Origin of the sequence: Haloarcula sp. CBA1129 (genome assembly GCF_008729015.1) — an archaeon.
Taxonomy (GTDB): Archaea; Halobacteriota; Halobacteria; order Halobacteriales; family Haloarculaceae; genus Haloarcula.
On sequence record NZ_RKSM01000001.1, the window covers coordinates 292,337 to 305,087 of the forward strand.

Below are 12,751 nucleotides of genomic sequence, written 5' to 3' on the forward strand. Positions count from 1 at the left end.
TGTCTCGGGGTTGTAAATAGGTTTAGCAGTCATGATTAAAATAGAACAGGACACAACAGCGGGACGATCCTCTACGGCCGAGACTTGACACTGCTATCCGACGGAACCGGTCGTCTTCTGTATCTTCGGTTAACTGGGCTGTCTGGCCGCTACAGGACCCTCTCATATTTCGGTGGCCGTCTCCCAACTAGCGAACTGTGCAATGGTATTCGATAACAAAGGTGTCCAAGATGCAGCCGACGCCCAATCATGATGGACAGGTGAAAGGATTCACAACATCCGAGTATCCGGACAGCGTATGGTCAGGTGTGTCCGAAACGTACGTGTGCGCCCGATGTCAGGACGCCGTCGAGCGGAACTTCGAGGTTCGGTCGATCATCAGGACCTGCAGCGAGTGCGGCGAGAACGGTCGGTTCCTTCACAGGTCACTGGTCGAGTCCCTCTCTGAAATCGCCGCGGAGAACCAGCCGGACGGCTGGGACCAGATGACACTGGACGAGCGGTTCGAAGCGGCGCTCAAGCAAGGTCTCATCACAGTCACGCGGGGCTGAGCCCGTGCCACCACGCCGACGTGGTCGTTTCTGACGGCGACCTGATTTTGACCGGCGTGTCCGTTGCTCCACTGCCTCCGCAAGCGAATTTCGGGTTCTCAGTCCCACTTCGCGCCGGGGTTCGTCACGGCACCGTTGGCGGCAGAGCCGAAATCGTTGTGGTACTTCGCAAGTACGCCGCTGTCGTACGTCGGTTCGGGGTCGTAGTCCGCGAGGCGTTGCTCCATCTCGTCCTCGCTCAGATCGACCGAGAGTTCGTGGTTGTCGATGTCGATGGTGACGGTGTCGCCGTCCGCAAGAGCGGCGATGGGGCCGCCGACGAATGCCTCTGGTGCGACGTGACCAATCGAGAAGCCACGGGTCGCACCGGAGAAGCGACCGTCGGTGAACAGCGCCACGTCCTCGGCGTGGCCCTGCCCGGCGACGGCCGATGTCACGCCCAGCATCTCGCGCATACCGGGACCGCCCTGAGGGCCCTCGTTGCGAATACAGATCACGTCGCCGGATTCGACGTGGCCTTCCTGCACGTACTCCATAGCTCCTTCCTCCTGCTCGAACACTCGGACGGGGCCCTCGTGATGGAGGTGGTCCTCGCCGGTGATCTTGATGACCGCGCCGTCGGGCGCGAGGTTGCCCGAGAGGATGCGGATCGCGCCGCGCTCGTGGATCGGGTCCTCGACCGTGTTGAGATAGTCCACATCGAGGTCCTCGACCGTTGGCGGATCGATCTGTTCGAGTTCCTCTGCAATCGTGTTGCCCGTGACCGTGAGCGCGTCACCATGGAGCAGGCCGGCGTCGTTCAGCGCCCGCAGCACGACTGGGACGCCGCCGACCTCGTGGAGGTCGTTCATCACCCGCTCGCCGCCGGGCTGGAGGTCGGCGATTTTGGGCGTCCGGGCGCTTATCTCGTTGAACGTCTCGATGTCGAGGTCGATACCGGCCTCCGCTGCGAGCGCGAGCAGATGGAGGACAGCGTTCGTCGAGCCACCGACTGCGACCTGCAGGGCGATGGCGTTCTCGAAGGATTCGCGGGTGAGGAAGTCGGAGGGACGGCGGCGCTCTTGCACCACCTCGACGGCGAGTTCGCCGGCTCGGCGGGCCTCCTCGTAGCGGGATTCGTGTTCGGCCGGTGGGGAGGCCGACCCCAGCGGTGCGAAGCCGAGCGCCTCGGAGATGGAGGCCATCGTGTTCGCGGTGAACATCCCGCCACAGGAGCCCGCACCGGGGCAGGCGTGGCGTTCCATCTCGTCGAGTTCGCCTTCGCTCATCTCGCCGTCGGCGACCGCGCCGACGCCCTCGAAGACGTTCTGGATGGTGACCTCGCGGCCGTCGTGCTCGCCGGGCATGATGGAACCGCCGTAGAGGAAGACGCTGGGCAGGTCCGTCCGGATGGCGGCCATCATCATGCCGGGCATGTTCTTGTCACAGCCGCCGATGGTGACGATGCCGTCCATGCGCTCGCCGAAGGTGACGAGTTCGACCGAGTCGGCGATTATTTCCCGGGAGATGAGCGACGCCTTCATCCCCTCGGTCCCCATCGAGATGGCGTCGGAGATTGTGATTGTCCCGAACTCTATCGGCATTCCTTCCGTGTCGTCGATACCCTCGTAGGCGGCGTCAGCCACGTCGTCTAAGTGGACGTTACACGGCGTGATGTCGGCGGCTGGGTTCGCGATGCCGATCATCGGCGAGGAGAGGTCCTCGTCGTCGTAGCCCATCGCGCGGAACATCGCACGGTGGGGAGCTTTCTCGTATCCCTCGGTCACTTCGGTACTCCGGAGATCCGGGTCCTTCTCCGGACGTTCTTGCCGTTCCTGCTTGCTCATAGTTGAGCGTCGCCGTGAGCGACCTTAAATAACTTGTACTCGCGGTAACGTCCCACGTGGAGCGCGGCGAAACCCACCGGTGACAGCAGCTTCTTTTCTGTCGGGGACTTCCGCCGCCGTATGCCGACGGTCACGACCGCCGCGCGACTCCACTTCGGGTTTCAGAACCTCTCGCTCGCCCACGAGCGCCTCTATGGCGGCGTCGGGCTCGCGCTCGACGAGCCGCAGCTGACCGTCGAGGCGACGCGGGCCGACACGATCCGGTGCGACGACCCGGCGACAGAACCGTACGTCCGGCGTGTCGTCGAGGCGCTCGATGTCCCCGGCGCGGCTGTCACTGTCGAGGAGCGGTTCCCGCGACACGTCGGCCTCGGAAGCGGAACACAGCTCTCGCTGGCGACCCTCATCGCCGTCGTACGGGCCTACGACCGGACTGCTGATGCCCGGACGTACGCGCCGGAGTTGGGACGGGGCGGCCGGAGCGGCGTCGGTGTCGCTGCGTTCGAAACGGGCGGGTTCATTGTCGACGGTGGACACCCGACCGAGCGGTTCACCGCCGAGCCGCCGGCCGAGGGCGACTGGGACGTGCCGCCGGTGCTTGCCCATCACGACGTGCCCGCGCACTGGCGCTTCGTCGTCGTCGTTCCGGACACCGACCCCGGACAGAGCGGGAGCGCGGAGGACCAGAGTATGCGGCAGGCCGTCGAACGTGCTGACCCCGGTATCGCCGACGAGATATCGACGCTACTGACCCGGCGACTCCTTCCCGCAATTGCGACCAGAAATCATAGCGACTTCGGCCACGCCGCGGCGCGGCTGGGCCGACTCAACGGCGCGTGGTACGCCGACGAACAGGGCGGCGTCTACCGGCCGCCGGCCGGCACGCTTGTCGACTCTCTGTCGAGCGCCCCGGTCATCTCCGGGGCCGGACAGAGTTCTTGGGGGCCGACCGTCTGGGGCCTGACGACGGCAGACTACGGAGGGGAGGCCCACGAAGCCGGCGTAATGGCGCTCGACGAGGCCGGCGTCGAGGGGACGGTTCGGGTCGTCACGCCACGGAACACCGGGGCCTCACTGACCGAATAGGCGAAGCGGAACGACAGGGTGACCTGATGCGAGTCGCCGGCACTAACGACGACTCTTGCAGCCGCCATTGTGGTTATCCGTCTCGGCGGCGAACCCACGCCGATGACTGCACTGTTCTCATCGCTGGAACTCCGCGAGACAACTGTCCCAAATCGCGTCATGGTCTCTCCCATGTGCCAGTACTCTTGTGAGGCCCGCGACGGCCTCGCAACTGACTGGCACCGCACGCATCTGGGCTCTCGTGCCGTTGGCGGCGCAGGCTTAGTCATGACCGAGGCGACCGCCGTCGAAGCTCGCGGTCGCATCTCCCCGGAGGACTTGGGCATCTGGAGCGACGAGCACGCAGCGGCGCTGGAACCGATTACGGAGTTCATCACCGAACAGGGGAGCGTGCCGGCCATCCAGTTGGCCCACGCCGGGCGGAAGGCTTCCATTGAACGACCGTGGGATGGGCACGACCCGCTCCAGCCCGACGACGGCGGCTGGGAGGTCGTCGGACCCAGTGACGACCCGTGGCCGTACGAAGGCGACGAGGCCCCACCGACAGCGGCGCTCGATCAGAACGGCATCGAGGACGTTATCGATTCGTTCCGCGCCGCCGCCGAGCGCGCGCTGGACGCCGGTTTCGAGGTCGCCGAGGTCCACGCCGCCCACGGCTACCTCTTGCATCAGTTCCTCTCGCCAGTGACGAACCACCGCGAGGACGGCTACGGCGGCGATTTCGAGGGGCGCACGCGGCTGGTCCGTGAAATCACGACCGCTGTCCGCGAGGTCTGGCCCGAGGACAAGCCGGTGTTCGTCCGTATTTCGGCGACCGACTGGCTCCCCGACCGCGACGCATGGACCGTCGACGACTCTGTCCGACTGTCGGACCAACTCGCTGACATCGGCGTGGACCTCATCGACGTGAGCGGCGGCGGCATCCATCCCGAGTCCAGCCCCGGCTACGCCGGCCCGAACTACCAGCTCCGGTACGCCGAGCGGATTCGAGAGGAGACTGAGTCGGACATCGCCGTCGGCGCTGTCGGCGGCATCACGACGCCCGAACAGGCCGAAGCCGTCATCGCCAACGACCGGGCCGACATGGCTATTGTCGGCCGCGAACACCTGCGGGATCCGTACTTCACGATGACTGCCGCGAGAGATCTCGATGCGACCGACGAAATCGAGGGGCCACCACAGTACCGCCGCGCATGGGGATTCTGACCCTCCTCAGATCTTGTCGAGGTCGAGGTCGACGGCGTACCAGTCGAGCGCGAGGAGAACGACCGCGCCGACAGTGGCGGCAGCGACAAACGCGATGAGCACGTCGGTCGAGAAGCCGACCTCTTTCCGGACTTCGACGACTGGCGCGCGCAGTGCGCCGACGACCAGCGCGACGAGGAAGGCCAGTGTCGCCCGGCGGTTGTAGTCGAGCGCGCGGCGGACAACGCGGGCGATGGTGAACAGGCCGACCAGCCCGCCGAGAATGAAGGTTACGACCGGCACGGCAGTGGTGGTCACGTCTTCGGTTGGGCCGCCGGTGGCAAGCGCGATGAGCGCGTCCACGAATTCGGTGAGTGCCGCCGACATCCTGTCGTACTGGCCGAGGATGATGAGTAACAGTGACCCCGAAATGCCGGGCAGAATCATTGCACTGACACCGATCATGCCGGCGATGAAGACGAGCACGAGACCACCGCCGTCAGCCGCGGTGTTCGACACACCGGAGACGTAGAACGCGAGCAGGAAGCCGACGACCCCGGTCCCGATCTGGACCGGTGAGTCGACCGTGAGACTGCGCAGTAACACCAGCGCCGAGGCGGCGATGAGTCCGAAGAAGAACCCAAAGAGGAGTTCCGGCGTCTCTTTGCTGGCGATAGTGACGATTCGAGTCACGATGACGACGGCGGTTGCGACACCGCCGACCAACGCGATGAGGAACCAGATGTCGAGTTCGAGTAGTTCCGTGAACGCGCCACGGGGGTCAATGCCGCCATCCAGCGGGGTGAGTGCACGGAAAAACCGGATGATGCGGGCCGGCGTGACGGCAGTGATGGCGGCGATGAGCCGCTCGTATATCCCAGCGATAAGCGCAATCGTACCCCCGGAGACGCCGGGGACGCCGTCCGCACTGCCCATACAGAGGCCGATGAGAAACGTTCGAATCCACGCACGAAGCGGTGGCACCGAGCCCCGAATCGTTGGTGGGTCCCGGTCGTCAAAGGTGGTCATCACTGAACGCTTCCGGTATCACGCTCAAATCCCTTGTGGAGTTACATCGTGTTGTGGGATTGTCACATATGCAAAGCCGCAACTGAATAAACAGTCTGCGAACGCGCTAGCTCCGCTGCGATAGCGTGAGCACGCCGTTCCGGAGTGTCTGGACCGCGCCGGCGGCGGGCAGGTCGATGTCGAACTCCGTCTGGAGGTGCGGGGCGTCAACGGCGACGATGGCCTCCGTTCCGATAACGTCGACTGTCACGTGGTCGTCGCTGACATGGAGCGAGTCGAGGTCGACGGCGACCGTCCAGCCGTCGTCGTGGTCGGTATGCGAGACGTGTAGCGGCGACCGTTCAGTTTGTGCGTCCATTCGTCAGCCATGAGTACGTGTTACACACGTAAAGGTCCCCGTTCGGCGCGTGCCAAAGAGATGTGGTTGATGGGTCAGGCACTACGTCGTTACGTAGCCGGGCCGAGATAGCCCCACGCCTGCAAACGATCCCCATCACCGTCGACCCAACGCTCGCCGATGTCGTCGCGGTAGTACAGATTAGGGATGAGAATGTCATCGATACGCTCGTAGGCCTGCTCCCGCGCCGCCTGCATCGTTTCGCCTTTGCCCGTCACGACCAGTGGCATCCCGCTCTCGCCGGCAACCCGCCACTGCCCTTCGACCCGCTTTGCGTCCTCGATGTGGATGCCCTCGCGGCTGTCGGACTGGAAGACGACCGCAGCGTTGCGGGAGTTCTCGTCGTAGGTCTCCGCGTCGTCGAACGGGAACGGCGGGAGGACGACTCGGACCGCGATCTGATACCCACCGTGGACCGCAAGGCCGGGATCACGTCCGTTCGCTAGGTCGAGGAAGAACTGCCCCGTTCCGGATTCGAAGGACTCCTCTTGCAGCGTGATTGTGGGATACCCAAATCGCGGTGTGAACTCTAACGGATAGATACCGCTGTCGTTGACGATACAGTTGATGTCGATGCTGCCGACGTAGCCCTCGTCGGCAAGCCAGTCTTCCACCTTGCCGAGTGTCTCCGTGAACAGTTCGTTCCGTCCGGCCCAGAACATCGAGGTCCCCATCTCGCCGGTCGAGGGCCCGATGTTGCCCGGGAACAGTTTCTTGTGCTCGAAGTTGAAGTTGATCGGCTCGACGAACGATTCGCCGTTGAAGAACCCACAGACGGCGATTTCGACACCCTCGACTTTCCGCTGCAGTTGGAAGCCCTTCATGCGGTGCCCCCACGCTTTCTTGTAGGCGCGAAGGACGTCGACGATGTCGCTGCCGTCGTCCTCGTTGCCGACGTAGAGGAGTCGCTTGACGTTCTGGACTTCTCCGAGCGGTTTGATGACGTACGGAGCCGGATTCGATTGGACGTGCTGGATGCCGGCGTCGAAGTCCTCGAAGACGTGATGCTCGATAGTGTTGACACCGTGGTCTTCGAGGACCTCCATGGCGTAGCCGCGGTCCTCTTCGAGCGTGTCCGTGTTGGGTGTCCCGCCAACGACGGCGTGGCCGTCGGCTCGGAGTTGCTGTGCAATCTCGCCGGTACCGATATCGCTGCCGACCCAGATATCGTCGAAGATGACGACATCGGTCCAATCGAGGTCCCCGCGCCAGTCGTCGGTTTTCGGGACGAATCCGTCGGCGATCTCCTGATCGCTGTCGGCCTCTATATAGTATCGAACGTCGTGGCCTTCTTTGGCGACTTGCCAAGCAATATCGCCGATGAGTGCTGCGTCAAGCGAACAGAAGAGAAAGTTTGCCATGGTACATCTGCAAGCGGGTACGGGGTAAACGTTGCCCGTCCTGCCGACCGCAGGGCATTGCTATCGCGACGATGGGAAACAGGACTGTCATCCCTGCCTGATACCCGCTGGGTTCTGTAAATAAACCTGCTCCCGTAAGCCGAACCGTTTTAGTCCCCATCCGTAAATTGCCACGTATGACACGCGACGAACTCGCGTCCGCGAGTGAACTGCTCGAGTCGGCGGCCGAAGACACTGACAGCGACGAGGCGAGTGACCGCCTCGCCGAACTCGCCGACCAGCTCGGCACCCTCGCGACCGACGAACGCGGCCCGGACCACGGCCGACTTGCGCGCATCCAATCGGCGCTCAACGACCTCAGTAGCGGCGACGCCGAAGACGTGACTGGAGCCATCGAAGACGCCGACGACCAGATCAACGAGTACCGGTCCGACCTCGAAGGGGTCTGAGGTGTCGTTCCTGCGCCAGCGCGTGGCCGTCTGGTGACTTCTCGATACGCACAGACTGGTCTCGAACGCGGCGGGTGCCTACGATTCGGTCGCGGTTCCCTCATCGACCGGCTTGATTCGGTGTGTCGCGTCGTTGTGATCGTCCGGGGCCCGAAGGTGATACGTGACTTCGCGCGGTTCCGTATCGTCGACGTAGGGGCTCTTGGCATCGAGTGTAATACTCTCTGTTTCTCCCGGCTGCAGTTCGCCGTCAAACCGGCCGGCGGGGGCGTAGGCGACGCGTGGACCGGTTCGATTGAGCGCGATGACATACCGACCAGCGGTGTCGCCCGTGTTCGTGACCGTTATCTCAAGCGTCGGCATAGCGGGCTCAGTGACGCGCTCCGGTCCGTCAAGCGTGATGTCGAACGAAGGGAGCGGGGCTTCGAGTCTGTTCTGAACGGCCTCCGGCGGCGTCCACTCGCTGCCGGGCCAAGACAGTCGGGCGTCGCTGGCTGAGCCGGTTTCCGGGAGGTCGAAGACCAGCGGCCCACCGGTCTCGGTGAACTGTCGGCCCCATTCGCCGTCACGATACAGACCGTTTCTGAACGTCTCGGGGCTGTACGTCGACCCGTCGAATCTGAGCGAGAACGCGGCCCGGTCTACTCCCGAGCCCTTGCTAGTCGTTGTGAGCACGAGGAACTGACCGGCTGTCGGTTCAACACTGATAGAGTCCGTGCCGGGAATCACGACGCCCGGCGTTACCACGGCGTCGGTGACTGTCACACTGGGCGGCGACTCCGTGTCGGTTTCGCTGACGGCAGGTGATGGGACCGGTGTCACTGTCTCGGAGTCAGCAGTCTCTCCTTGACAGCCCGCACCGGTGATGGCCAGTCCACAGAGTGCCAGAACGCGGCGGCGGTACATGGCTTCGGGTTGCCCTGCTCTGGATAAATGCTTTCAGAAGGGTCGGACGCTGTTTTGACCGACTCGGTTCCCCGCTGGCCTAGAATAGCGCTGTCTCCGCGCTCTGAGTAGCATGTGTCACTGACAGCTCAGGGGATGTCAGATTAAATAACATCATAATTAATGTTTGTGGCTAACCAAAAGCTTTTGACAATTCCGTTAGTTCCAGTCAAATGTGTATCAGGTTGGGGGATTGAGCGGTGATACCTTCCCTATGAGGTGACAGTAATGAGCAAATCAACGAAGGGCCGAACGGCCCCTAAATCGATGCGTCACAAGCAAATACTCGATGTAGCGGCTGAAAACCCCGAGGCGTCCATCGCGGAGCTTGCGGCTGAAGTGCCGAGCGCAACAGCGGAGCTGGTCGAACGGGTACTCGAAGAACACGGCGACCCAGCTGAGACCGACGAGACGGACCCAACCGACCAGTCGCAGAGTGACCCGTCGACGGAGTCACAGTCGTACCCGGCCCCCGAAGACCTCTCGTCGACAGAACGTGAGACGCTCCAGACGATTCAGCAACACCCCACCGCGTCCCAGCGAGACCTCGCGGAGAAGCTCGGCGTCACCGCTTCAACGGTGAGCAACCGCGTCAACGGCATCGACGGGTTCGACTGGACGAACCGTGAAGCGTTCGCAAACGCCGTCTTCAGTGACCAAGAGACCGGGTCAGCGACGCCCTCGGACGAGACTGAAACCCAAGCATCCGAGACTCCGCCACCGGAGTCAACAGATGCCCCCGACGAAGCCGACGGTCGGGTGTCAGCATCCGATACTGCGCCCGACGACGGCGACCGCTCGCCAGCCGAGATCGAGACAGCGGCCGGCGAGGTGAACACCACACTGACTACGTTCCAGTCGACTGTCGAGGACCTTTCCGCACAACTGGCCGAACTCGAAGGGCAGGTGGAAACCGTCACCGACGGCGGCGGCTCGCCACAGCCGTTTCAGGACCCTGAACTCGTCCACAAGGTCGTTCATGCGTGTATGGACTCCGACAAGATATCTGAGGAAGAAGAACTCCGGATTCTGGATTCGTTGCTTTAGTTGTACTCACGCCACCGGTGACCACACTCTTGGCACTTGAAGAACCGCGTCGGCGGTTCGTCGGCTGACCCGGTCTGTTTGATGGTGTACCACGCTTTCCCGTGCCCGCATTCCTCACAGGTCACGTCGTCAGCTGTGGGCTTCCCCTCGAAATTCGAGCCTTCCTCGGTCTCTATCAGTTCGTCGCCGCTCTGTTCGGCCGTGCTGACGAACTCAGCCGCGCGGTCCTCGTCTTTGGTAACTCGCGTCCCACAGGACTGACAGACCATCTCGTCACCGTCAGCGTGCATCATCGAGCCACAGTCGTCGCAAAACTGCATACACGCCCGTCGGACACCGAAACAAAAAGCCGTTACTGCTCGTCCTCGATTTCGTGTTGCTCGGCGACGACCGGACAGTCCAGCAGCCGGACTGTCTCCATGTCGAGAAACTCCATGATTTCGGTCCCCTCGTTCGTGCAGTGTGCGTTCGGCGGTGCAGAGAAGTGTTCACACTGCTCGCAGTAGCGGTGTTTCGACACCTCCGCGTAGCGGCTCTCTGGCGTAGTCTCGCTATCGTCGTCCGCAGCGATTTCCGCCCACACCTTATCCGCGTCGATGTGGTCGACGTCGACCCGCTCGAACGCGCTCTCACCGCTCCCGAAGGGGTCCTCGCCGCGGTCGTCCATCCCTGAGAAGGGGTCGTCCGGGTCAGGAGATGATCCGGAAAGGGGACTGCCAGATTCAGTCGCCGAATCCGAACGGAACTCCTCCGTATCGACGGCCGAGAGTAGGTCGTCAGCATCGGTTGTACCGGGTCCCGTCTCGGACGCATCGGCGGCTGATTCGTCGCTCGATTCACTACCCGGCCCACCGGCGTCGGGTGGCTGGCGTGTGTCTGTCGAGTCGTCCGTGTCGTCAGGCCCCGAATCGAGGCGCTCGAACGGGTCGCCCTCGCGGTCGTCGCCGGGGTCAAGCTCTTCGAAGGGGTCTCGCTCGTCGTCACTCATTGGTCTCGCCCGGTTCAAGCTGTGCTGCGGCCACCAGCCGCGCCTTCGAGCGGATAATGCCGCCCTCGGGCCGCACGTCCGACACCGTCGTATTGCAGTGTGGACACTGTGGCTCGGTCAGTAGCCCGATTTCGACCTGCTCGTCACAGTTCGAGCACCGGGCTGTCGAGATGTTCTCCTGTGCCGCGGCGCGTTTCAGCCGGTCGACCGCTTTCTGGTTCTGGTCCCGGCCACCCTGATCGTCGCGGAGGTCGCTGACGACCCAAGCGACGCGGGTGAGTTTGTCTTCGACATCGTCGAGCCGGTTACCGATGTCGGCGAGTCGCTCGTCTTCTGTTTCGAGTGAGTCGGTCACATCTCCCCGAAGCGCTTCGAGCTCCGCCTCTATCTGTTCAATCTCCTGTGAGAGTGCATCGATGCGGTCGAACTCCTCGTGGCTGTGGTCGGCTGGCGCTTTCGCGTCGGCCTCCCGTTTGACCTGCACGACGCGCTCGCGAACGTCTTCGATTTTTGTCTGAAAATCCGCTTCGAGCGCATCGAACCGGTCGGCGAGCTGGCGTTCCACCGTGTCGACGATATCGGGAATCTGGGAACTCACAGCGCTCTCGGTCGCCGCTTCGACTGAGCCGTTCAGCTTCTCGTCCACGGTCGCGGCGACGACAGCATCCAGTTCGTCCGCCGACGGCTGGAGGAGGTCGTCCATCTCATCGTCTGCATCGGCCGCTGTCATGTATGCGGCCAGCAGTTGCTCCATGACGGCGTCGCGAGGGACGCCGAGCGTCTCGGCCTGCTCGGTCAGCCACTCGTCTAGATCCGCAGATAGCTCGACGTACACTCCCCCCTCATCAGTCGACTCGGAGGACATTACGACACCCTTGACGAACAAGACTGATAAGGGTTTGTCGCCGATTTCAGATACCGAGACCGGGAGCAAACCGTCAGCACGCCGCTCGTTGTTTTCTGTCGACAGTTGGCTTGCTGACTATCGCTACCGAATCTTGCGCACGTCGCTGATATCGAAGCCGGCATCGCCCAGTTCCGTTTCGAACTGGACGATGTCCTCGTCTTCGATCTGTGAGAGGACGCCCCGGAACTGTTGGACGACGAGAGTCCGGGCCCGGGTGGAACCGCCGGATTCCCACGCGAACTCCATTGTGCCGTGGGATGCGTCGACGAGTTGTCCGTGCTGCACCGACGACAGCGTCTCTGGGTTGACGTGTAAGAGGATGAGGCCACCCCACTGGTGGGCTGCCTTCTGGATCCCTTGGACGAGCGAGCTGATGTCCGACCAGCTGACTTCCTCGTCCGTCGCGCTGACGAGGTCAGACAGCGAGTCGATGACGACGAGGTTGCCCGTCGCCACCTCGTTCAGCACCATGCCGAGCGTGCCAAGCAGGTCCTCCCGTTCGTGGCGCGCCCGGAGGTCGGTTATCGACGCGGTTTCGCTGGCGTACCAGTCTCGCGGCACCGGACTGATGTGGAAGTACCGCTCCGAGAGGTCGTGGAACTCGACTGCCTGACTCCCTTTGTCGACCACATCGTCGTCCATCGCCAGCCGCATCTCACTGACCAGTTGGGACTCGTTTGTGGTGAAAGAGATGTAGTGAACTTCCTCCGGGGCGACGGCGTCGGCCGAGCGGTCGCCGTAGTAGAGGTCGTGCAGCTCCCCGTCTACCTGTTCGAGCCCGTTAATGAGTGCGCTCGTATGCATGAACTCCCGGGAGCCAGCGCCGGCCTCGCCGGAGAGCAGGACGACGCTCCCGGCGGGTGCCCCACCGTTGATGATGGAGTCGAGCTGGCGGATCCCGAACGGGATTCGATCCATACGTTCACCTACCTACGCGGTCGCTTAAACGCTTGGCCTGTCTCGACGGTTGTGAGCAGCGG

General features: G+C 63.1%; 14 protein-coding genes. 5 read left to right on the top strand and 9 right to left on the bottom strand.

Annotated features, from left to right (window positions below):
* Positions 1–308: 308 nt before the first annotated feature.
* Positions 309–551 carry a hypothetical protein gene (locus Har1129_RS01430; protein ID WP_151099031.1) on the top strand — a complete coding sequence of 81 codons (243 nt, stop codon included), beginning with the start codon at positions 309–311 and terminating at the stop codon, positions 549–551.
* Positions 552–649: 98 nt separating this feature from the next.
* On the opposite strand, the gene ilvD is transcribed toward Har1129_RS01430, so the two are convergent.
* Positions 650–2,377: a dihydroxy-acid dehydratase gene (gene ilvD, locus Har1129_RS01435; RefSeq protein WP_151099032.1), complete on the bottom strand. Its 1,728-nt coding sequence runs from the start codon at positions 2,375–2,377 to the stop codon at positions 650–652.
* Positions 2,378–2,497: 120 nt separating this feature from the next.
* Between ilvD and Har1129_RS01440 the strand changes: the two genes are divergently transcribed.
* Positions 2,498–3,463, top strand: coding sequence for a beta-ribofuranosylaminobenzene 5'-phosphate synthase family protein (locus Har1129_RS01440; protein WP_151099033.1), 966 nt, complete (start codon positions 2,498–2,500; stop codon positions 3,461–3,463).
* Positions 3,464–3,565: 102 nt separating this feature from the next.
* Positions 3,566–4,669 carry an NADH:flavin oxidoreductase/NADH oxidase gene (locus Har1129_RS01445; RefSeq protein WP_151099034.1) on the top strand — a complete coding sequence of 368 codons (1,104 nt, stop codon included), beginning with the start codon at positions 3,566–3,568 and terminating at the stop codon, positions 4,667–4,669.
* A gap of 6 nt (positions 4,670–4,675) precedes the next feature.
* Here the strand turns inward: Har1129_RS01445 and Har1129_RS01450 are convergent, their stop codons facing one another.
* The 3 genes from Har1129_RS01450 to Har1129_RS01460 form a co-directional block, all read right to left on the bottom strand.
* Positions 4,676–5,677: a DUF368 domain-containing protein gene (locus Har1129_RS01450; RefSeq protein ID WP_151099035.1), complete on the bottom strand. Its 1,002-nt coding sequence runs from the start codon at positions 5,675–5,677 to the stop codon at positions 4,676–4,678.
* 106 nt (positions 5,678–5,783) lie between these two features.
* The gene (locus tag Har1129_RS01455; RefSeq protein WP_151099036.1) at positions 5,784–6,035 is read right to left on the bottom strand and encodes a hypothetical protein; all 252 of its coding nucleotides are present in this window, start codon (positions 6,033–6,035) and stop codon (positions 5,784–5,786) included.
* Positions 6,036–6,124: 89 nt separating this feature from the next.
* Positions 6,125–7,435, bottom strand: a complete 1,311-nt coding sequence (locus Har1129_RS01460) for a phosphoribosylamine--glycine ligase (protein ID WP_151099037.1) — start codon at positions 7,433–7,435, stop codon at positions 6,125–6,127.
* A gap of 176 nt (positions 7,436–7,611) precedes the next feature.
* On the opposite strand from Har1129_RS01460, the gene Har1129_RS01465 reads away from it, so the two are divergent.
* Entirely contained in the window at positions 7,612–7,884 is a 273-nt protein-coding gene (locus Har1129_RS01465; protein ID WP_151099038.1) for a hypothetical protein, read from the top strand.
* A gap of 78 nt (positions 7,885–7,962) precedes the next feature.
* Here Har1129_RS01465 and Har1129_RS01470 read toward each other — a convergent pair whose 3' ends face one another.
* A complete protein-coding gene (locus Har1129_RS01470; RefSeq protein ID WP_151099039.1) occupies positions 7,963–8,790 on the bottom strand; it encodes a hypothetical protein in 828 nt (275 codons plus the stop codon).
* Between the two features lie 306 nt (positions 8,791–9,096).
* Between Har1129_RS01470 and Har1129_RS01475 the strand changes: the two genes are divergently transcribed.
* A complete protein-coding gene (locus Har1129_RS01475) occupies positions 9,097–9,876 on the top strand; it encodes a winged helix-turn-helix domain-containing protein (RefSeq protein ID WP_151102062.1) in 780 nt (259 codons plus the stop codon).
* Here Har1129_RS01475 and Har1129_RS01480 read toward each other — a convergent pair.
* The 4 genes from Har1129_RS01480 to Har1129_RS01495 all read right to left on the bottom strand — a co-directional run bounded on the left by Har1129_RS01480 (position 9,873) and on the right by Har1129_RS01495 (position 12,689).
* Positions 9,873–10,196 carry a transcription factor S gene (locus Har1129_RS01480; RefSeq protein ID WP_151099040.1) on the bottom strand — a complete coding sequence of 108 codons (324 nt, stop codon included), beginning with the start codon at positions 10,194–10,196 and terminating at the stop codon, positions 9,873–9,875. The genes Har1129_RS01475 and Har1129_RS01480 overlap by 4 nt on opposite strands.
* 32 nt (positions 10,197–10,228) lie before the next feature.
* Positions 10,229–10,864 (bottom strand): hypothetical protein, encoded by a 636-nt coding sequence (locus Har1129_RS01485; RefSeq protein WP_151099041.1) that lies wholly within the window; start codon positions 10,862–10,864, stop codon positions 10,229–10,231.
* On the bottom strand, positions 10,857–11,729 hold the full coding sequence (locus Har1129_RS01490) for a hypothetical protein (RefSeq protein WP_151099042.1): 873 nt from the start codon (positions 11,727–11,729) through the stop codon (positions 10,857–10,859). Before Har1129_RS01490 ends, Har1129_RS01485 begins: the two co-directional genes overlap by 8 nt.
* A 123-nt stretch (positions 11,730–11,852) precedes the next feature.
* Positions 11,853–12,689, bottom strand: coding sequence for an HTR-like protein (locus Har1129_RS01495; protein WP_151099043.1), 837 nt, complete (start codon positions 12,687–12,689; stop codon positions 11,853–11,855).
* Positions 12,690–12,751 lie beyond the last annotated feature (62 nt).